Here is an 18,722-nt window from a genome sequence, read left to right as displayed (position 1 = left end):
TGAGTCAAATGCAACTGCCGTTCAACAACTGCCCAGGGGCGATCAAGGCAAGGGCGCTGGGGTCACGGTGTACCAGCCCGACGGTGTTTTGGCACACACCTGCGGTCTCAGCGGCGTTTCTACGGTGGTGTCGGCCTGGGTGGAGAGCTGGCGGACGGCAATCACGCAGCCGGCCTTGAACGTGCTGATTTTCATCATTTGAAGTTCCATTTCATAGTCTTTACCGGGCTCGGAGATAAGCGTGACGGGCGCGGGAAAGCAGGATAGCTGCGATCCCCCCATGGCGAACCCTGCAATAAAGGGTTTACCGGCCGGGATGACATGTTCGTCAAACACCTTGGGCGATTGATTGATGGCTTTGCTCGCCTTGCTGGCAGGCATGCCAATCACGCTGTTCTGGCGGTCTGTCGCCCGGAAAGGGTAGAGCCCCGCCGAGTCGACATGGGCTGTTTGCCATCCGGCTTCTTCGGGGGTTTTGGTCAGCAGGGACTCGTTGTAGAACATCTCGCAGGTCTGGCCACTGATAAAGCCGGCGTGGGTGGTGTCACCGGTGATCAGGCGGACACGCGCGGTAGTGGTCGGGTCATATCGGCTGATGTGTGCTTCGTTGCGAACGTCGGTCTTGGTGGTGGCGCAGCCGATCAGCGTCAAGCTGACGGCCAGGGGAAACAGTAAACGCATGGGTAACCTTCATATCCTGTGAGGGTTGGGGGCCGCAACCATACTATGGCGGGGATATGTTCGCCCACTTGCGATACACAGGGGAAGGGACAGGGAGGGGACGTTCATGGCGGCTGTACATTGACGTAACATAGCCGCATAACACTCAGCCTCGGATGTTATCGGGAATGAAAATTGGCCCACTGGACGGGATGAAAATTGCCTATCACATCACCAGCCCACACGTTGCGTGCACTGTCGGAGCTCGATTACTACCACATTAGGTCGGTTCAGCTCCCCGTTGAAATCACCATGCTTGACGCGTGGAACATCACAACGGCTGAGCCGGGACTGGCCATGCGGCTGGCTTTCCGAATAAGGGACGCAATTTCTTCGTTATTCGGTGTGAGGCGAATCGGCGGGTTCTCCGGCGTTGCGCGAAAAACGGTACACGCAGGCGAACACCTGGATTTCTTTCTGGTGGAGCACAGCGCCTCCGATATCCTGGTTCTTACCGAGCGTGACAGGCATCTGGATGTCATGATCTGCCTTTCGATAACAGATCGTGTGCTCACCATCACATCATCGGTCGTCACGCATAACCTCTATGGACGCATCTACATGTTACCGGTAGGGCTCGCCCATAAAGTGATCGTCAGTAGTCATCTGCGCCGACTGAAGAGAAGCCTTGAAAGGCCGTAGAGGTTGGTTGTTCAGGTCGATCAGCGAACCCATACACGCGTCCATCAGCACCCATCCTGTCGCCCACTGACAGGCGCATGCACGGCCAGCAACTCAGCCACCCATTCGATAAACACGCGCAGCTTCAGGCTGATATGCCGGTTCGGCGGAAAGGCCACGTAAAGCGGCATCGGATCAAGGTGCCAGTCCTTGAACAAGGGCACTAATTCGCCCCGGTCCTCGAAGGCTTTCGACATGTAGCTGGGCAACCACAGCACGCCAAGTCGGCAGCCATGCAGACGGCTCGCCCGAGCCCGATCTGGAGGATCAGGTCCGTCTGGCGTTCAACAACCTGAATGCGATCCTGGGGGCTGCCGGCTGCACCTTTGACGATGTGATCGATGTGACGGTGTTTATCGTCGATCCCGAATCCAGGTTCGAGACGATCTGGAAGGTGGTGCCGGAGTTCTGGGACGAAGCGCCGCACCCGACGCTGACTGGCGTGGGGGTTACGTGGCTGTATGGGTACCAGTTCGAGATCAAGGTGATTGCCAGGCTTCCTTTGTGAATCCGTGCTGGCACATCCACCTCAGCAAGCACGGCTAGGCGCAGGCTGTCGGTATAGTCGATCCTATCGTCCAACGCCTATCCCGGAGCTTGCAACCCGTGTCTGACTTGCCAGGCAACGCCGCCTACACACAGCGCTTCGACGCCGTACTCGCTTATATCGACGCGAATCTTGAAGGTGACTTGTCGGTGAAGGCGCTGAGCGAGGTGGCGCATTTTTCGGTGTTTCACTTCCATCGGCAATTCACCGCGTTCGTGGGCATGCCGGTTGCGCGCTATGTGCAACTGATGCGCCTGCGCCGCGCGGCACATGACTTGTCTTCCCGCGCTGATTATTCGGTGCTGGAGGCGGCGCTGGGGGCCGGCTTCGAAAGTCCTGAAGCCTTTGCCAGGGCGTTCAGGCGAGCGTTCGGCATGGCGCCGAGCGCATTCCGGAAACGACCGGATTGGCAGCTCTGGCGCGGGGTATTCAGCGTCCCTTACTTTTCCAGGAGCATCATCATGCAGGTACGAATTGTGGAGTTTCCTGCGGTCAAGGTGGCCGCATTCGAGCACCGCGGCGCCCCAGGGCGCGTGAATGAAAGCGTGCAGACATTCATTGCGTGGCGCATGCACAGCGGGCAGTCGCCGGTGGCTTCAAGTCGCAGCTTCGGTATTCCCTTCGACAATCCTGATACGACCCCGGCCGACGAGTTCCGGTTTGCCATTTGCGGCGAGATTCACCAGGCGCTGGCCGCGAATGAGTTCGGCGTCACTGAACGCGTCATCCCCGGCGGGCGCTGTGTGGTGGTGCGTCATGTGGGTTCGCCGGATCACATCGCAGAGTCGATCTATCCGATCTACCGCGACTGGCTGCCTGGCAGCGGCGAGGAGCTTCGGGACCAGCCGTTGTTTTTCGAATACCTGAGCATTTTCCCCGAGACACCGCAGGATCAATGGCAGACCGATATTTATGTGCCGTTGCAATAGCGGCGCTCGCCGGCCTGTGGGAGCGCGACTGCGCTTCCACGCCTGGTGTTGCGGCCAGCTACGGCTGAGCGGTCCACACCGCCAGTTCATAACCATCCGGGTCAATGAAGTGAAACCTGCTGCCACCGGGGAACGAAAAGGTCTCGCGGCTGATCACGGCGCCTGCGGATTTGAGCCGCTGCTGCGTGCCTTCGAGATCATCCGCGTACAGGATCACCAGCGGGCCACCCGGTCGAACGGGCTTTGCGGTCGTGAACCCGCCGGTCAGCCTGCCATCGCTGAACTCGGTGTAGGTGGGGCCGTAGTCGACGAATGCCCAGCCGAACACCGCGCCGTAGAAGGCTTTGCTGCGGGCGATGTCGCCCACGTTGAACTCGATATTGTCGATCTGTCGGTCTTGACCGCGAACGCTCATGGTTGCCTCCTTGGCGGATGGTTGAGGGGCGAGTGTAGCGGTTTACACCCAGGACTGGGTTACCATGCCGGCGCGAAATTCCCGCCGAACCCTCTGGCCACTTATGTCCTCCAACGCGCTGTACACCGACCTGTCCATCTACTACGACCTAATGTGCGCCGACATCGACTACCGCGCGCAGAGCCACAGCGTGCGCCGCCTGCACCAGTTGTTCGGCAATGAGGGGCGCCGCCATCTGGACCTTGCCTGCGGCACCGGGCCCCATGTGCGGCACTTCCTCGACTTCGGCTACCGCAGCACCGGCCTGGACATCAGCCAACCGATGCTGGACCTCGCCCAACTGCGTTGCCCCGAGGCACGGTTCAGCCGCCAGGACATGGCCGGCTTCCAGGTGGACGAACCGCAAGACCTGATCACCTGTTTCCTGTACTCGACCCACTACAACCCCGGGCTGGCCCAACTGCGCGCCTGCCTCGCCAGCGTGCACGACGCACTCGCCGACAAGGGCGTGTTCTGCTTCAACGCGGTGGACAAACTGCATATCGACAACCGCTTGCTGGTACGCCATAGCGTGGAGTTTGAAGGCAGTCATTTCACCTTTGGCTCCGGCTGGCATTACCGCGGAGAAGGGGAGCAGCAGGCGCTGCGCCTGAGTATCGAGAAGACCACGGCGGGTGTGACCCAGGCCTGGCAGGATGAGCACACCATGGTGGCGCTGAGTTTCACGGAGTTGCAGGGGCTGTTACAGCCGTACTTTGAGGTGCAGGTGTTCGAGCATGACTATGAACGGATCACGCCCTGGGCGGGCGTGACCGGCAATGCGTTGTTTGTGTGTGTGAAACGTTAATAAACTGCCGCTCCTTCATATGCCTGAAAAAGGCCCAGGCAGATCAACCGTCGCCTCCACCTCCGCAAGCAATCAGTTCAATAAGTCCCATTTGGTACCACTTATTCTGGCAACTCCATCCATGTTCAAAAGTAAAGGCGCTGGCCGTACCGCTGAACGCAAGGCCTGCTGAGAGAGCCAATGCTAATGCGATGGTCGAACGTACTTTCTTCATATTGTCTTTCATAAAAACTCCCTCTATCACTTGATCGCTGTGTGGCCCGAGTCGGTCAAGGTGGCGCGGTTGTCAAAACCAACCGCCCGTCTTTCGGCTGGGACACTCCTTACGCTTAATTGAACGGTATCTGAATCAAGGCAGCGGAGGATCGGCCTGCGCTGAAACAACGTTGATTCAGCGCAGCACGTTCCTCAGGCGCATTGGATAACGGGGAGCCAGCGACATCAATACGACAAGTGACCTATTACCTCGCCGCAAACCGACAGGCGAATGGCAAGCCGCGCTAATGATAGGCGTGCATTCCACACACCGCCGCACCCGGATATATCCGGGCATGGACATCCTCCAGCTAACTCATTTCCCTGGCGAAATGCTTGGTCAGTTCGAGCAGGGTCGTTCGCAATTCAGGCGGACGCACGGGCTTGGACAGGATGGAGATATTCATGTGGATCAATGTGCTGCGGATACGCTCGATTTCATGGCCGGTCATGATCATGGCCGGTACTTCCCAGCCACGCTGTTCGCGAATCGCGGCGATACACTCGGCGCCTGAAATCCTAGGGCCCAGGTCGAAGTCGGCAATGATGATGTCGCATTCCGTGGTCACGTTCAGTCCATCGCTATGACTTTCTACCTCGCATCCCCATTTTTCCAGCAAGGCCGAGGTCGCCATCAGTACGTTGGAATCGTCTTCCACCAGGCATACCCGCAGACCCTGTAGACGGCTTTGCGTGGGCGCTGGCCGTTGTGTCTCGGTGCCCGGCGCGACGCTTTCCAGGCGTTGGATAGTGGCGCGGGTGCCTTGGCCGAGTCGGGAGTCCAACTGGATATCCAGATTGAGCAACTGGCTGATGCGCTTGACGATGGACAAGCCCAACCCCAGGCCCTCGACATCCTTGTCGCGTGCGTGGCGCACCCGGTAAAACTCCTTGAATACGTCCGGCAGATGTTCAGCGGCGATGCCGCGTCCCTTGTCGTAGATAACAATGGCCAAGCCCTTGCCTCTGGGACGCACACCGATCAAGACCGGTTGGCCGGACGCGTATTTGAGTGTATTTGACACCAGGTTCTGCACCATGGTGGTCAACAGCCCCGCATTGACATTCACCCAGTGCTCGCAAGGGCGCAGGCGCAGTTGAACCCCGGCCCAGCGCGCGGCCTCGGTGTTCTGTTTGACGACGTCCCGCAGCAGCGCGCCCAGGTTCACCGGCTCCGCTTGCGGCTCCAGCTTTCCGTTGTCGAGGGTGTAGATATCCAGGATCGAACGGAACAGTTGAGAGACGGTATGCAGCGAGCGGTCGATGTTGTCTACCAGGCGCAGTTCTTCGCCGCCCAAATTCGCGTCCCGCAGGCACGCGGTGAACAGGCCGATGGAGTGGATGGGCTGGCGCAGGTCGTGGCTGGCCTGGGCGAGAAAGCGTGATTTCTCCTGATTGGCGGCGATTGCCTCTTCCGATGCTATGCGAGTGCGCTTGAGCAGAATATGCGCATAGGCCGGCACTACGATGGTGGTCACGATCAGCATCAGGAACATGTAGGGCTGTGCGCGCCAGAAGGGGGTAAGCATGAAGATCATGACCAGCATGCTCAGCGCGATGAGTGTCGCGGCGGTCAAGTAGCGCGAGCCAAAGCGCATGCCATTGCCCAATGTGACCCAGAGCAACGCGGCATAAACCGGCAACGCGCCTTCTCCACCCACGATCATGGCGAAAGCGATGCCGGTATAGTCATGGGCCATGGCGAACAATCGGCGCCAGAAAAAGTGCCCTGGCCAGCGCTTGATCGCCATGCGCAGGGGGACTGCCACGCTGATGAAAAACGCCATGTACCACATGATCGGTACATAGGTGGCGAAGTCACTTGAAGGAAGGAGGGCCACCACAAAGATGTACAGCGAAGCACAGGTGCTGACCGTCAACCGCAACGTGGCCTGGTCCAGTTCACTGTTCTTTTCCGTCATGTTCATTGCGATTCTCCAGGGTAAGAAGTCGCTTAAAAGTTGAAACCTGGCGTTACAGTTTGCGTTACGATGCGCCGGACCTGAGGTGAGATGGACCTTGACATGACGCACAGAATCATAGTGGCAGATGACCATCCTCTGTTTCGCGAAGGTATGCTGAGAACCATAGAACGGCTTATGCCGACAGCGATGATAGAGCAGGCGGGCAATCTGGATGAAGTACTGGCGCTGGCGCGTGCGGGCGCAGAAGTTGATTCGTTGATTCTGGACCTGCGCTTTCCCGGTATCACGTCTATGCAGGTCATAGGCCAGCTGCGCAACGAGTTCAAGCGCACCTCGATCATTGTGGTGTCGATGGTCGATGACCTGGACATTATTTCCCAGGTCATCGCCCAAGGTGCTGATGGCTTTATCGGCAAAAACGTTGATCCGGCAGGCATTGCCGAAGCCATCCTGGCGATTCGGGAAGGGGAGGTCGTGGTGAAGTACAACCCCGAAAATCCCCTGCTGGACCCAAGCCTTGCCTCACTCACCGCCCGCCAGCGGCAAGTGCTCGGCCTGGTTGCGGCGGGCAAGACCAATAAGGAAATAGCCAAGCAACTGGGTATCTCCCCGTTCACCGTACGCATCCATGTTTCCACTCTGCTTAAATCCCTGGGTGTGCCCACCCGTGCGGCGGCGGCGGCTCAATTCAGTAACTTTCCCGGTGCCAGTGGGTGGCCGGGCAAGCTCGATACGTGAATCAAGACGGTGCAGTGACCATTAGAGCGTGGGTTGGGGCACGGGGGTGTTACCGGGGATCAACTTGGCGCCTTTAGGCCTTTTTGGACAGTCGCCAGATGAATACCAGCGGGTCACCACGCCCTTTTCAATCATGAACCGCTGTTCGCAACGGGCGTAATCAGGCACATAACCCCATTCCATCGAATGGCTGCCGTTTGTAAGCCATACGTAGTCGTAGCCGATGATTTTCGAGTTGCCATCACTGAGGCCATGGCTGTTTTTCGGCGCCCCCCATGACGTCACCAACTCATCTTCGGATGCACCTACCCATGAAGCAGTAATGTCCGATGTCGTTTGATAACGCTGGTTCATGACCAGATTACTCAAGGGAGAACCCGCACACCCGGACAGCATCAGAATGGATAAGACGGTGATCCATGATTTCATATTTCGACTCCATTCATGCGGCTTCAATAATCGGGCATTACATCAACTGGCGAGCAATTCATTACATTGATTCAAGCCATTAATGTCCATCTGGCTATGCTAGACAAGTCCCTGTTGGTCGCCTATAGCACACTTGTACTATGGCGTCAGCTCACGCGCCCTCATAAGCTGTACACGCTCGAAAAAGTCTTAAAGGCTTTGAGCCCGAGCGCACACCGGAATGCACTTTAACTTCAGCGTTGAAGTGTTCCAGTGTGTTTGCCCGCCTGTGAATCCAAAGGCTCGATTAGTTGCACTACGTTGTGTCAACTTCACCGTGCATCCGGTCGAAATGGAATGGTATTAATCACAACTCAAGGTAAGTCTATGTGCTTGAAATATGGAAAACTACTTAGAATCGGATTCACGCTGTGCATACTGACCGCAGGCCTGGGAGGCTGTGCTAACACTGGGGATTTGATGAATTCCTTAAATCCGGGAGCACAAAAGTACGATGTTGCTTACCTGAAGAAAACCATCATCCCGGGAAAAACTACAAAGACTCAGGTGACGCAATTGTTCGGCGCTCCAGCCGAAGAGGAACTTGATTCAACGAGCAGAAGCAATGGGTCCAACTGGACCTATGATAAAAACCAGGAGGGCCTGGAAAAGTACATGACCCTGGCCCACAAATATGTCTCGACCGAGACAAGCCTGAAGATGTACGACGCCTCGTCGCAAGTGTCCAAGGCTCAGGGTGTCGCCAATGATGTCGGCAGTGTGACGGGCACGAAAAAAGCTCAAAGCCAGACCAAGGGAACGAGGTTGATAATCTACTTCGTGGATGACGTGGTGGATTACTACAGGCTTTACTGACACGTTCCACTTCTGATACGACACGCTGTGTCGTTTGATGCCTTAACACGCCAACCTACGCCTTATTGTTCTCAAGGGGGCGGCATCCAGCGATGCATCCCCCATGGTCCATGAGGTTGAACGCGTGGAAAAGAACAGCGAACTCAATCAGGCCACGTTACGCCTGACCGTCAGCGCCTGTGCGCTGCTGTACATCATCGTACTGAGCGGGCTGCGCCCCAGCGATACCGCAGCCTACACGCCCATCATCGTGTATATCTCGACATTCATCGTGGTGTCGATATTCCTGCGCATGGCGATCAAGCGCTGGCCAGGACACTTTTTTTGGCGGCGCTTGCTCTCCATGCTTCATGACTACACCGGTATCGCTTTCGCCATGGTGCTGGGAGGCGAAGGTGCATTGCCTATCTATGCCGCGCTGCTCTGGGTAACCCTGGGTAATGGCATGCGTTTCGGCTCACACTATCTGGCCCTGGCAACCGTGATCGCGTTGTCCACCCTTATCGTTATTTTCTTGTTCAACCCCTTCTGGCGCGCACAGCCCTACATGTTCCTGATGCTGATCGTGACCACCATCGTAGTACCGGCCTATGCGCACATTCTGCTCAAGCGCACGCGTATCGCATCGGAAGAGGCAATCGCCGCCAATCAGGAGAAATCACGCTTTCTCGCCCAGGCCAGCCACGACCTGCGCCAGCCCATCCACTCCATCGGCCTGTTCACCGCGTGCCTGCGTGACGCGAATTTGGGCGGCGAAGAACTGCGCCTGGTAGACAACATCGACCGCTCGCTGCATACCGTCTCTCAACTGTTCCGTTCGATCCTGGATATCTACACCCTCGACAACGGAAAGCTGGAGCCGCGAGCGGAACCGGTGAACCTGGGCGCGCTGTTGCAGGAGGTCGTCAAACAGAACACCGAGGCCGCGCGCTGGGCCGGGATTGAACTGCGCCTGCGCCCTTGCGAGCACTGGGTGAATGTCAATGCGGGGCTGTTGACCACCATGGTGCAGAACCTGGTGTCCAATGCGATCAAGTACGCATCGGGAGAGCCCGTGCTGATCGGTGTCAGACGCCAGGCAAAGGGCTTGGCCGTGGTGGTTTACGATAAGGGCTGCGGTATCGCCGCCGAACATCTGCCGGACGTATTCAAAGAGTTTTACCGGGTGCGCCACGCACGCGACAAGGATGTCGAGGGCCTGGGGTTGGGCTTGTCCATCGTCAAGCGCATCAGCCAGTTGCTCAATGTCGATGTACATATTCGCTCCACGCCCGGGCGCGGCACCCAGGTTGCAATCAGCGGATTGAAACATGCCGCCCCCAAGGTCATCGCGCCTCGGATGAAAAGCACCCATGAGCGCCTGAACGGACTACGGATATGCCTGATTGAAGACGACGCCAATGTGTTGCTGGCCACCAAGGCCCTGCTGGAGAAATGGGGCTGCGTCGTCGAGACCCACAGTGATGCGGATACCCTGGCCAGCGATTGCGACATCATAATTGCCGACTTCGACCTGGGCACAAAGGTCTCGGGGGCCGAATGTATCGCGGCAATACGCGAGTTCCGGGGTCAAGAGATACCGGCATTGGTCATCACCGGGCACGAAATCGAGCGCATCCGTCAATCACTGCACGCATTCAATATCTCGGTACTGGCCAAACCCGTGCGACCGCCGGAACTGCGTAACGTATTGCTTGAACAGGTCAAGTCAATGAAGTGTGAGTTACCCGTAGATCCATCAAGGGACTAGCAGGTGTAGCGCCCCGCGAAACGCGCGGCGGCTACTGCTCTATTGGGTACGTTCAAGGCACGTATCAGCGAAGACACGTGAATACGCACGGTATAGGGAGAGATTTCCAGTTCAGCGGCAATTTCCTTGTTGGTTTTACCTTGTGCGATCAAATGCCAGACTTCCCGCTGCCGCGACGTCAGTTTGCCCATCGCGTGATCACTCTCAAATGATGGCGATTCGGCCGGTTCGTATTTGACCACTACTTGGCCGTTCCGAATATCGTTGATGGCGTTACGTACCTCTTCGGCTGAAATGTTCTTGCCAATAAAACCATTGGCGCCGGCCTCCATCACTCGGGTAATGACCACGCTGTCATCGACTGTCGAAACAACAACGACTGCAGTAGTGCCTCTTTCCTCGCACAGTTTTGCAAGCTCTTTCAAGGAGCAAAGCCCTGGCAAATATACTTCGATAAACAGCATGGCGACAGGTTGCCAGCGATTCAGGAGAGCCCAGACTTCCTCCAGGTTTCCTGCCTGTTTTATTTTTGCTCCAGGTATTAAGCACTCCAGTAATCCTGTCATGCCCTCTCGATAAAGTGGATGTTCGTCCGCCACCACAATTCGGCAACTCATATCAGCAAGCACAACCCGTCCAGATCAATGAAAACACGCTTTGATCATGTCCGACTCATGCAACTTATGATATAGAACAGCTGAACTAGTACACCTGTACTAGTTACTAAAGGCCATTAAGCAATTAAGTACATTTTGCTTGATGCAACTGCGGCACAAACAGCGTGCTTGAACCCGTTGCCAGGAAGGGCAGTGCTATCCTCCTTCTCAGCGCCTGGGCATAAAGCTACCTAGTTGGCTCGCGTCTCATATCGCATCTTGACCACTTCAACGAGCCGCTCCTGTCCACCATTCGTTCCGGAGAGACTGGTCGACCTGATTGATTGCCCACGGTAGGGCCCTTCGGCAGCAAACCAATTCTGCACCACGACCTTCTGGGTCGGTTGTTGACCGGACGTTGATCCAGTGGAAATTTCATTGGTGAAGCGACAGGTCTCGAATGTCCCGAGTGCTGTTTTGATCGTCTCGCGGCCATGGTAGGTCAGCTTTTCTGATACCTCAAACTCAAGCGTGGTGCCGCCGCTGACGACCTGGTTCTTGTAACTGACGGCGACTGTCTGCCCGGGTTGTAAATCCAGCGGCGTGGTGGGAGGAGGGGTGTAAAGGGTCGTGGTCAACGAAGGCCCGGCACCGTGCCGATCACCATAGCGAATCAACTGGCCGTCCTTGATTTGCGCAAAGGTGGTCGTTAAATACACCGGCGAATTGCTTATGAACGTGGTGTGTAATGACGCCACCGGGTTGGCCCCGGCGAAGTCTTCATGGCCCAGCGTTTCGGTTTTACTACGATTGGTTACTGCAGAGGTGTTGTCGCGACTTTCAGACTCCACAACGGTGCCGGCCTGGAAATCCGCTTCATTGGTACACGGTGCCGAGGAGGCCGTTGCACCAACGGCTGCCTCGGTCCAGGTAGCGCTGGTGGTTAACAGCGAGATCAAGGCCATCGCCAGCGCAGCGTTCATTTCAATTTTTCTGGTGGTTATAGGTTTCAAAAAAAGCATCCCTGTTCAATACGATCGGCAGCGTCGAATAGCGTAGAAAAGACCTATTAGAGCGCGAACAACTGTGATCCAGCGCCAAAGCGCGATGCAATAGGGCAGCTGTGCTATTGAGTTATCTCGATAGCCCCGGTTTTATAAGCAGCCAACTACAGCAGCACCCTTTATCCGCTCGACCATCACCCTGGGTGCTAAGGATTTGCGGGAATAACATGACGTTAGTGAAAAAAACAGCAGCGACTACCCTGGTTTTAATCGTCACCCTGGGGCTGAGCATTCAAGCCTCGTCATTCGAGAGCGGAGCAGACAACAAGGTATTCGATGCCGCGAGTCTTGAGGTGTCGAACGTGCCGTTGGGCGCCTTTCCCTACATCGCCCTTCCCGACGGATATGTCATCGCCACCGCGCCCGATGTCTCCGACTTTGATCAGGTACCCTTCTGGACCGGTGATCGCCTGGCAGTAGTAGAAGGCAAGGTCTGGTCAGCCCATATCGACGCCGCGCAGGGCAAGGCGTTCTCCGACCTGGAATTGCAGCGCAACCTCGAGTCCGTCGTGTCCTCGTTGGGCGGCAGCAAGATCTTCGATGGCAGGATTCCGGAAGACCCCGGCCAGAAGATCAAAGAATGGCCGCGGGACTTCGCGCTCAAATACAACAGTGGCCTGGGGGACATTTGGAATAACGCCGCGCAGGTGTTTGTTATCCATCGCGCCGACCGCGATATCTGGATTCATTTGTGCAGCTACGCGTTCGGCGGCGGCCTGCTGATTGCCGAAACCAAACCGCTGCAAATAACGGCCAGCCTGTTGCCGGCCAGTGAACTGAAAGCGCAGATAGATAAAACCGGCAAGGTGGCATTGCACATCAACTTTGCGACTGACCAGACCCGCATCCTTCCGGGTTCACAGCCACAGATCGAGCAAGTGTTGTTGTTACTCAAGCAAAATACATCGTTGAAACTGGCCATTAACGGCTACACCGATCACACCGGTGACCCCGCGCACAACAAGACACTGTCATACGGCCGCGCCAAGGCCGTCGAGGCCGCCATCACCGCCAAGGGCATCGACGCGGCGAGGTTATCTGCGGCCGGGTTTGGCGAGGCTGACCCGGTGGCCGACAACACCACCGAGGCAGGCAAAGCTGAAAACCGCAGGGTCGAGCTGGTCAAGCAAGACTAAGCGAACGCTCAGGACCAGGGGCGGCCCGGGCCGTCAAGACGAGACCCGTGATGGCTTCCGGCCGATGGCGAGCCCCAAACTATCACGGGTGAAACCGCCGCCCCAACGCATCCAACCGCACCGCAATCGGCGGCAACTGCTCGCTGCTCCTGGCCAACATCTCCACGTCGTCAGCGGTGTTTTGAGCAATGCTCTGCACCGATTGCAAGCGCCCGACAATCTCCTGATTCGCCGAGGTCTGTTCGCGTGTGGTGGAGACAATCCGCCCATTCAGCGCATCGATCTGGGTAATGTCATTGCCCACCGCTCGCAGCATTTCCACTGCCAGCTGACTGTCCTCCACACACCGTTCCACGCCCTGGCGGCTGTCGTGCATGGCTTCCACGGCCTGGCGGCTGCCTTGCTGCAGGCCCTCGATGATGGTTTTGATTTCCTGGGTGGAAACGGCGGTGCGTTGCGCCAGGCTGCGCACTTCGTCGGCGACGACGGCGAAGCCGCGGCCTTGTTCGCCGGCGCGGGCGGCTTCGATGGCGGCGTTGAGGGCAAGGAGGTTGGTCTGGTTGGCGATGCTGCTGATGACTTCCAGTACCGAGCCGATTTGTTCGGCCTGGACCGCCAGGCCTTGCACGGTGTGGTTGGTGCCTTCCAGGCGTGTGGCCAGTTGGGTGATTTCGTGTTGGGCGCGGCCGACGCTTTCCTGGCCACGCAGGATTTGTTGGCTGGCGACGCCCGCGTGCTCAACCGCTTCTTCGACGTGCACCGTAATGTGGCCCATGGCGTCTTCCATGCGCTGCATGGAGTCGGTCATTTGCGCGATTTCGGCCAGTTGGTGGCGAGCACCTTTTTCCAGGGTGCCGCTGGCGTGGGCCAGTTCCTGGCCGAGTTGGCCGAGACCGTGGGAGTCGCGGGCGACGCCGTCGATGAGGTGGGTGATTTGTTGCAGGAAATGGTCGAAGCGCTTGGCAAGAGAGACGTGCACCTTACCTTCACCTTTGGCGCTGTCCACGGTGAATTGGGTGGTGACGGCGAGCATTTTTTCCAGCATTTCCTCGCTTTCCACCGCCTCGGCCTGGCTGTTTACCGCGAGGTAGAGCAGGGCGATGGTTTCCATCACGACGTAGAAGGCGTGGACAAATACCATGGTCCAACCGCCGTGATGCGCCATCACGAACACCGGGAAGCCTTGATGCTGCAACGCATGGAACACCACGTGGTGCACGGCAATCGTCAGGGCGGCCACCAGGATCGGCAGCCAGTCTCGATAGAACGTCAGTACCGCCAGCAGCGCGAAAATCCCGAAGTGCGCTTCGATCACGCCCTGGGCCTGGTTGATGTGCAGCGCCGCCATGACCATCAAGCCCGCGCCCAGTGCACAACGCATCACCCGCGTGCCGCCGATGGCGCGGTAGAGCGCGGTGAGCACCGTGCTGGTGCCTCCTCCCACGACAATTGCCTGGGTCAGGGTGTCGTGCCAGAACGCGAGCCCGACGGAGAACAGCGTCATCAGCCAGATCAACGCCAGCATGATGCGGTCGGCCTTGCGGTAGTGCTCCAGGAAACGTGCGCGTGCGGGCATTCACTCTTACTCCATGTGGTCTGGCAAGGATCAAAGCATGCGGCGTGCCACTAAGGCCCGCATTCAGGCACTTTGCGGGTGCAGGGAAACCAAAAAGTTTATCGGCATCGGGGGAGGGGACTTTAAGCGCGAACGCGTTCGGAGGGGGCAGAACACATTCCTGGTGGCAAGCGGGGTGCAATGTGGGAGGGAGCAAGCTCGCTCCCACATTTAGGACCCCCGTTCGCCAGGTGGATCAGAAGCTGTACTTGGCCGTCAGCATCATGTTGCGTGGGGTGCCGTAGGCGTCGCCGCCATAGCTCACGGAGTTGGCGATGGTGGAGTAGTAGCGGCGGTCGAAGATGTTGTTGGCGTTGAGCTGCAGGTCGAGGTGGTCGTTGACCTTGTAGCCGGCCATCAGGTCGGTGACGGCGTAGGCGCCCTGTTGGAGGCGGTAGGTGCTGCCGTCAGCCAGCTTGACGTCATTGTACAGGCGGCTTTGCCAGGAGATGTTGCCGCCCACGCGCAGTTTCTCCAGCGGGCCCTGGAAGTTGTAGCGGGTGGTCAGCTTGAACAGGTGCTCCGGAACGTCCGTGTCGTACTGCTTGTTGACCTTCTGCGGGTTGGCTTCATCCTTGATGGTGTGGGTACGCGCGTAGGTGTAGCCACCGCCGACCTGCCAGTTCTCGGTCAGCGCGCCTTGCAGTTCGAAGTCGATCCCCTGGCTGCGAATCTCGCCGGAGGCCTCATAGCACTCCGTCTGTGGGCAGTTTTGCACGGTCACCTGGGTGGCGCGGTTTTCCTGGTCGACACGGAATAGCGCCACGCTCGCATTCAGCGCGCCACCCAGGTACTCGCCCTTGATGCCGACCTCGTAGTTCTTGCCGACAATCGGCTTGACCGGAGTGCCGGAGGTGTCCTTGGCGCTCTGCGGCGTGAAGATGTCGCTGTAGCTGACGTACACCGAGTGGTGATCGTCCAGCTCGTAGATCAGCCCCGCGTAGCGGGTGAGGTTGCGGGTGACGTGATAGTCGCCGTCGTTGCTGCCATGGGCATCGTAGTCATACCAGTCCAGGCGCCCGCCGAGGATCAGCTTCAACGGGTCCGCCAGGCTCAGGCGCGTGGTCACGTAGACACCGTCCTGGGTGGTGACCTCGCGATCGTTGGTGGTGTGGACGAAGTCCGGTTTGCCTGCGGTGAGGGGCCAGTTGGTGTTGTAGGGGCTGTAGTTGTGGGTGGTCATGTCGTAGATGCGTCGGCTGGCGCCCACCACCAGTTCATGGGTGCGCCCGAATGCCTGGAACGGGCCGCTGGCAAAGGCGTCGACGCCGGCCTGGTTTTCATCGTAGGCGGCCTGGTAGACCGTGCGCGCCAGGGTGTTGTTGACCCAGCGCGACTGGTAGGAGCCGGAAAACAACGCGTTCTGTTCAGCGTAGTTGGCGTTGACCTGAAGCTTCCAGTCATTGGCCAGGCGCTGGCGCAGTTCGGCGAAGACCGTGTTGATTTCCTGATCCTTGTTCTCCCAGTCGGTACCGGGATTGTAGGAGCGCGGCAGGTCCAGGTGATGGCCGTCCTGGCCGATCATCGACGAGCCCCAGAAGTAGTTGGTCTTGTCCTTCTGGTTCGAGAAGCCGAGGGTGAGGGTGGTGTCTTCGCTCAGGTCGGCCTCGGTGACGGCATAGAACAGGCCGTGATAGGACTCGGCGTTGTCGATGAAGCTGTTGGCGTCGCGGTAGGAGGTGACCACCCGGCCGCGCCAGGTGCCGCTGTCATTGAGCGGGCTGGAGGCGTCGAGCTCGCCACGGTAGTCATCCCAGCTGCCGGCGGCGCCGGTGAGGGTGACTTTCTGTTCGTCCAGCGGCCGCTTGCGGACCAGGTTGATGGCCGCCGACGGGTTGCCCGCACCGGTCACCAGGCCGGTGGCGCCACGCACGACCTCGACACGGTCGAACATCGCCAGGTTCGGCTGGGCGCCTACGGAAACGCCGTTGTAGCCGCTGGGAATGCCGTCGTACATCAGGTTGTCGATGTCGAAACCGCGTGAGGTGTAGGACTGCCGGCCCGGGCCGTTGGAATAATTGAGGAATAGCCCAGGCGTGGCATTGACCACGTCGTTGATGCTGGTCATCCCCTGGTCATCCATGCGCTGGCGTGTGATGACGGTGACGGCCTGCGGGGTTTCACGCAGGGTGAGGGGCAGTTTGGTCGCGGTTTTCATCGCGCCGGTGGTGTAGGACTGCGTACCCTCGGTGGTTTCGCCCAGTTGCTGCTCGCCGGAGATCTGGGTCGCACCCAGTTCCAAGGTGGTTGCCGGCGTTTCAGCGTCGGCGGCGAAGGCCGCGTGCGAAGTGGCGAGACACACCGCCAAAGCAATCAGACTGGGTGTAAAACCTTTACCGCCGTGTTGTTGCACAGACATGGAACGGACTCTCCCCTAAGTGCCGTCCTTGGCGAATAATAAATCTGTTGATAATTATTCGCATTAGTTTGGCAGATTAAACCTGTCGGAAAAAGCCTTTGGGGAGAATTAGTTAACGAATTTTTCACATCTGCAGGGCAGGCTTTTGGCCATTACCTGCCGTCGGCGAGTGCTTTTTTTGCGTGTTCAATCGCGCTTCGGAATCGCCATCCGACTCGTCGCCTTCACCTCGCGCAGCGCCAGGCTCGACTGGATCGACGCAATCCCCAGCTGCCGTCGCAGCACGCTTTCCACAAACTCGCTGTAGCTGTCCAGATCCTCCGCCAGCACCTGCAAGAGGTAATCCGCGTCGCCGGTGATCTTGTGGCACGCCAGCACCTGAGGAAGCTCCTTCACCACTGCTTCGAACGCATCCGGCGCGTGGTCGGTGTGGATCGCAAAACGCACATGCACAAACGCCATGATGTCCAGGCCGAGCAGCTTGCGATCGAGGTTGGCCTGGTAGTCCTTGATCACGCCTTCTTCCTCCAGGCGTTTGCGCCGACGCCAGCAGGGGGTAAGGCTCAGGGCCAGGCGCTCGCTCAGTTGGGCGTTGGAAATACTCGCGTCTTCCTGCAGCAGGGCGAGGATGGCGAGATCGGTGTCGTCCAGAACGACCTGTTTGGTTTTATTTTTCATATTTGGCTGTAACCAGGGTAAAAACACCCGATAAAGCTATCAGTGTAAGAAGTAAAAGCAAAGAAAGCCCTGCGCAGCCAGAACAAAATAGACCCTGTCTTTTTCTGGCGGATGTATCCAAATGCTGACTGTTTTTAGTGATGACCACCGTTTGCACCACGGCACCGAACTCAAGGACGGCGTGCTCAAGCCCTCATTCGAACAACCCAGCCGCGCCGACACCGTGCGTGACCGCGTCCGACACGTCGGGCTGGGCGATATCATCGTGCCGCGCCGCTTCGAGCGCGCCTGCTACGTCAACGCCCACAGCGAGCGCTACGTCAGCTTCCTCGAAACCGCCTGGGCCGAGTGGACCGCCATCGGCCGCCGCCATGACGCGCTGCCGCTGGTGTGGCCGGTACGCGACCTGGCCAATGAGCAGGTGCCGGATTTTATCGACGGCAAACTGGGCTTCTTTGCCATGGACGCCGGCTCGCCGATCACCGCCACCACCTGGCAGGCGGTCAAGACCAGCGCGGACATCGCGCTCACCGGCCTGGCGCTGATCGACGAAGGCCATCACAGCGCCTTCGCCCTGTGCCGCCCACCGGGGCACCACGCGGCCCGCGAATACATGGGCGGTTATTGCTACCTCAACAATGCCGCGATTGCCGCGCAACAGGCCATCACCCAAGGTGCCAGGCGCGTGGCGGTGCTGGATGTGGATTTCCACCACGGTAACGGCACGCAGAATATTTTCTACGACCGCGCGGATGTGCTGTTCATTTCCCTGCACGGCGACCCGTCGGTGTCCTATCCGTACTTTTCCGGCGCCGACAGCGAACGCGGCGCAGGTACGGGGGAGGGCTTCAACCTGAACTACCCCTTGCCGAAAAACACCACGTGGGACCATTACAAAACCGCGCTGAACCACGCCTGTCAGCAACTCAAACACTTCGCCCCCGAGGTGCTGGTGATCTCCCTCGGCGTCGACACCTTCAAGGACGACCCCATCAGCCACTTCCTCCTCGACAGCCAGGACTTCCTCAGCATGGGCGAGATCATCGCCGGGGTCGGCGTGCCGACGCTGTTCGTGATGGAAGGCGGCTACATGGTCGACGAGATCGGCATCAACGCCGTCAACGTCCTGCACGGCTTCGAAAGCAAGACTGCCTGACCTGATAACAACACTCGCTCGATTTTT

Annotated in this window: 18 protein-coding genes and 2 pseudogenes; 9 read left to right on the top strand and 11 right to left on the bottom strand. The window is 58.3% G+C overall.

Annotation, left to right across the window (positions count from 1 at the left end; all coding sequences use genetic code 11):
- Positions 1 to 42: 42 nt before the first annotated feature.
- Entirely contained in the window at positions 43 to 681 is a 639-nt protein-coding gene (locus FX984_RS04145) for a hypothetical protein (RefSeq protein ID WP_146476180.1), read from the bottom strand.
- A 198-nt stretch (positions 682 to 879) separates the two neighbouring features.
- Between FX984_RS04145 and FX984_RS04140 the strand changes: the two genes are divergently transcribed.
- Positions 880 to 1,362 carry a DUF2867 domain-containing protein gene (locus FX984_RS04140; protein ID WP_146476182.1) on the top strand — a complete coding sequence of 161 codons (483 nt, stop codon included), beginning with the start codon at positions 880 to 882 and terminating at the stop codon, positions 1,360 to 1,362.
- Positions 1,363 to 1,406: 44 nt separating this feature from the next.
- Here the strand turns inward: FX984_RS04140 and FX984_RS04135 are convergent.
- Positions 1,407 to 1,625, bottom strand: a pseudogene (locus FX984_RS04135) (LysR substrate-binding domain-containing protein); the annotation flags it as partial.
- Between FX984_RS04135 and FX984_RS04130 the strand changes: the two are divergent.
- Both FX984_RS04130 and FX984_RS04125 read left to right on the top strand, forming a co-directional pair.
- A pseudogene (locus FX984_RS04130) lies at positions 1,622 to 1,909 on the top strand (Rid family hydrolase); the annotation flags it as partial. The pseudogenes FX984_RS04135 and FX984_RS04130 overlap by 4 nt on opposite strands.
- Positions 1,910 to 2,007: 98 nt before the next feature.
- Positions 2,008 to 2,877: an AraC family transcriptional regulator gene (locus FX984_RS04125; protein ID WP_092357029.1), complete on the top strand. Its 870-nt coding sequence runs from the start codon at positions 2,008 to 2,010 to the stop codon at positions 2,875 to 2,877.
- Between the two features lie 58 nt (positions 2,878 to 2,935).
- Here the strand turns inward: FX984_RS04125 and FX984_RS04120 are convergent, their stop codons facing one another.
- Positions 2,936 to 3,292 (bottom strand): VOC family protein, encoded by a 357-nt coding sequence (locus tag FX984_RS04120; protein ID WP_146476184.1) that lies wholly within the window; start codon positions 3,290 to 3,292, stop codon positions 2,936 to 2,938.
- 103 nt (positions 3,293 to 3,395) lie between these two features.
- Here FX984_RS04120 and FX984_RS04115 point away from each other — a divergent pair, with 103 nt between their 5' ends.
- Complete coding sequence (locus tag FX984_RS04115; protein WP_186511833.1) at positions 3,396 to 4,139, top strand: class I SAM-dependent DNA methyltransferase; 744 nt, start codon at positions 3,396 to 3,398, stop codon at positions 4,137 to 4,139.
- Positions 4,140 to 4,182: 43 nt separating this feature from the next.
- Here FX984_RS04115 and FX984_RS04110 read toward each other — a convergent pair whose 3' ends face one another.
- The gene (locus FX984_RS04110; RefSeq protein WP_081744500.1) at positions 4,183 to 4,365 is read right to left on the bottom strand and encodes a hypothetical protein; all 183 of its coding nucleotides are present in this window, start codon (positions 4,363 to 4,365) and stop codon (positions 4,183 to 4,185) included.
- A 340-nt stretch (positions 4,366 to 4,705) separates the two neighbouring features.
- Positions 4,706 to 6,322, bottom strand: a complete 1,617-nt coding sequence (locus FX984_RS04105) for an ATP-binding response regulator (protein ID WP_371921645.1) — start codon at positions 6,320 to 6,322, stop codon at positions 4,706 to 4,708.
- Between the two features lie 96 nt (positions 6,323 to 6,418).
- Between FX984_RS04105 and FX984_RS04100 the strand changes: the two genes are divergently transcribed.
- A complete protein-coding gene (locus FX984_RS04100; RefSeq protein ID WP_027608115.1) occupies positions 6,419 to 7,057 on the top strand; it encodes a response regulator in 639 nt (212 codons plus the stop codon).
- Between the two features lie 21 nt (positions 7,058 to 7,078).
- Here the strand turns inward: FX984_RS04100 and FX984_RS04095 are convergent, their stop codons facing one another.
- Entirely contained in the window at positions 7,079 to 7,486 is a 408-nt protein-coding gene (locus FX984_RS04095) for a hypothetical protein (RefSeq protein ID WP_027608114.1), read from the bottom strand.
- A gap of 459 nt (positions 7,487 to 7,945) precedes the next feature.
- On the opposite strand from FX984_RS04095, the gene FX984_RS04090 reads away from it, so the two are divergent.
- Positions 7,946 to 8,341: a hypothetical protein gene (locus tag FX984_RS04090; RefSeq protein ID WP_027608113.1), complete on the top strand. Its 396-nt coding sequence runs from the start codon at positions 7,946 to 7,948 to the stop codon at positions 8,339 to 8,341.
- Between the two features lie 103 nt (positions 8,342 to 8,444).
- The gene (locus FX984_RS04085; protein WP_166655289.1) at positions 8,445 to 10,091 is read left to right on the top strand and encodes an ATP-binding response regulator; all 1,647 of its coding nucleotides are present in this window, start codon (positions 8,445 to 8,447) and stop codon (positions 10,089 to 10,091) included.
- Here FX984_RS04085 and FX984_RS04080 read toward each other — a convergent pair.
- Both FX984_RS04080 and FX984_RS04075 read right to left on the bottom strand, forming a co-directional pair.
- On the bottom strand, positions 10,088 to 10,708 hold the full coding sequence (locus tag FX984_RS04080; protein WP_027606758.1) for a response regulator transcription factor: 621 nt from the start codon (positions 10,706 to 10,708) through the stop codon (positions 10,088 to 10,090). The genes FX984_RS04085 and FX984_RS04080 overlap by 4 nt on opposite strands.
- Before the next feature lie 230 nt (positions 10,709 to 10,938).
- Positions 10,939 to 11,652: a DUF3108 domain-containing protein gene (locus tag FX984_RS04075; protein ID WP_027606757.1), complete on the bottom strand. Its 714-nt coding sequence runs from the start codon at positions 11,650 to 11,652 to the stop codon at positions 10,939 to 10,941.
- A 266-nt stretch (positions 11,653 to 11,918) separates the two neighbouring features.
- Here FX984_RS04075 and FX984_RS04070 point away from each other — a divergent pair, with 266 nt between their 5' ends.
- Positions 11,919 to 12,887: an OmpA family protein gene (locus tag FX984_RS04070; protein WP_098479380.1), complete on the top strand. Its 969-nt coding sequence runs from the start codon at positions 11,919 to 11,921 to the stop codon at positions 12,885 to 12,887.
- A gap of 82 nt (positions 12,888 to 12,969) precedes the next feature.
- Here FX984_RS04070 and FX984_RS33120 read toward each other — a convergent pair whose 3' ends face one another.
- The 3 genes from FX984_RS33120 to FX984_RS04055 form a co-directional block, all read right to left on the bottom strand.
- Entirely contained in the window at positions 12,970 to 13,662 is a 693-nt protein-coding gene (locus FX984_RS33120) for a methyl-accepting chemotaxis protein (RefSeq protein WP_256098205.1), read from the bottom strand.
- Between the two features lie 1,036 nt (positions 13,663 to 14,698).
- Positions 14,699 to 16,861 (bottom strand): TonB-dependent siderophore receptor, encoded by a 2,163-nt coding sequence (locus FX984_RS04060; protein ID WP_092357038.1) that lies wholly within the window; start codon positions 16,859 to 16,861, stop codon positions 14,699 to 14,701.
- Positions 16,862 to 17,047: 186 nt separating this feature from the next.
- A complete protein-coding gene (locus FX984_RS04055; protein ID WP_027606753.1) occupies positions 17,048 to 17,539 on the bottom strand; it encodes an Lrp/AsnC family transcriptional regulator in 492 nt (163 codons plus the stop codon).
- 121 nt (positions 17,540 to 17,660) lie between these two features.
- On the opposite strand from FX984_RS04055, the gene FX984_RS04050 reads away from it, so the two are divergent.
- Positions 17,661 to 18,695 carry a histone deacetylase family protein gene (locus tag FX984_RS04050; RefSeq protein WP_027606752.1) on the top strand — a complete coding sequence of 345 codons (1,035 nt, stop codon included), beginning with the start codon at positions 17,661 to 17,663 and terminating at the stop codon, positions 18,693 to 18,695.
- Positions 18,696 to 18,722 lie beyond the last annotated feature (27 nt).

Origin of the sequence: Pseudomonas marginalis (assembly GCF_008692035.1) — a bacterium.
In the GTDB taxonomy this organism is placed as follows: Bacteria; Pseudomonadota; Gammaproteobacteria; order Pseudomonadales; family Pseudomonadaceae; genus Aquipseudomonas; species Aquipseudomonas marginalis.
This window is presented reverse-complemented; position numbering and strand designations above follow the sequence as displayed.

What these genes read in the sequence shown, in the direction of transcription:
- FX984_RS04145 (WP_146476180.1), bottom strand. Translation starts at nt 681, where the DNA reads ATGCGTTTACTGTTTCCCCTGGCCGTCAGCTTGACGCTGATCGGCTGC.
- FX984_RS04120 (WP_146476184.1), bottom strand. Translation starts at nt 3,292, where the DNA reads ATGAGCGTTCGCGGTCAAGACCGACAGATCGACAATATCGAGTTCAAC.
- FX984_RS04115 (WP_186511833.1), top strand. Translation starts at nt 3,396, where the DNA reads ATGTCCTCCAACGCGCTGTACACCGACCTGTCCATCTACTACGACCTA.
- FX984_RS04110 (WP_081744500.1), bottom strand. Translation starts at nt 4,365, where the DNA reads ATGAAAGACAATATGAAGAAAGTACGTTCGACCATCGCATTAGCATTG.
- FX984_RS04105 (WP_371921645.1), bottom strand. Translation starts at nt 6,322, where the DNA reads ATGAACATGACGGAAAAGAACAGTGAACTGGACCAGGCCACGTTGCGG.
- FX984_RS04100 (WP_027608115.1), top strand. Translation starts at nt 6,419, where the DNA reads ATGACGCACAGAATCATAGTGGCAGATGACCATCCTCTGTTTCGCGAA.
- FX984_RS04095 (WP_027608114.1), bottom strand. Translation starts at nt 7,486, where the DNA reads ATGAAATCATGGATCACCGTCTTATCCATTCTGATGCTGTCCGGGTGT.
- FX984_RS04090 (WP_027608113.1), top strand. Translation starts at nt 7,946, where the DNA reads ATGAATTCCTTAAATCCGGGAGCACAAAAGTACGATGTTGCTTACCTG.
- FX984_RS04085 (WP_166655289.1), top strand. Translation starts at nt 8,445, where the DNA reads ATGGTCCATGAGGTTGAACGCGTGGAAAAGAACAGCGAACTCAATCAG.
- FX984_RS04080 (WP_027606758.1), bottom strand. Translation starts at nt 10,708, where the DNA reads ATGAGTTGCCGAATTGTGGTGGCGGACGAACATCCACTTTATCGAGAG.
- FX984_RS04075 (WP_027606757.1), bottom strand. Translation starts at nt 11,652, where the DNA reads ATGGCCTTGATCTCGCTGTTAACCACCAGCGCTACCTGGACCGAGGCA.
- FX984_RS04070 (WP_098479380.1), top strand. Translation starts at nt 11,919, where the DNA reads ATGACGTTAGTGAAAAAAACAGCAGCGACTACCCTGGTTTTAATCGTC.
- FX984_RS33120 (WP_256098205.1), bottom strand. Translation starts at nt 13,662, where the DNA reads ATGGGCCACATTACGGTGCACGTCGAAGAAGCGGTTGAGCACGCGGGC.
- FX984_RS04060 (WP_092357038.1), bottom strand. Translation starts at nt 16,861, where the DNA reads ATGTCTGTGCAACAACACGGCGGTAAAGGTTTTACACCCAGTCTGATT.
- FX984_RS04055 (WP_027606753.1), bottom strand. Translation starts at nt 17,539, where the DNA reads ATGAAAAATAAAACCAAACAGGTCGTTCTGGACGACACCGATCTCGCC.
- FX984_RS04050 (WP_027606752.1), top strand. Translation starts at nt 17,661, where the DNA reads ATGCTGACTGTTTTTAGTGATGACCACCGTTTGCACCACGGCACCGAA.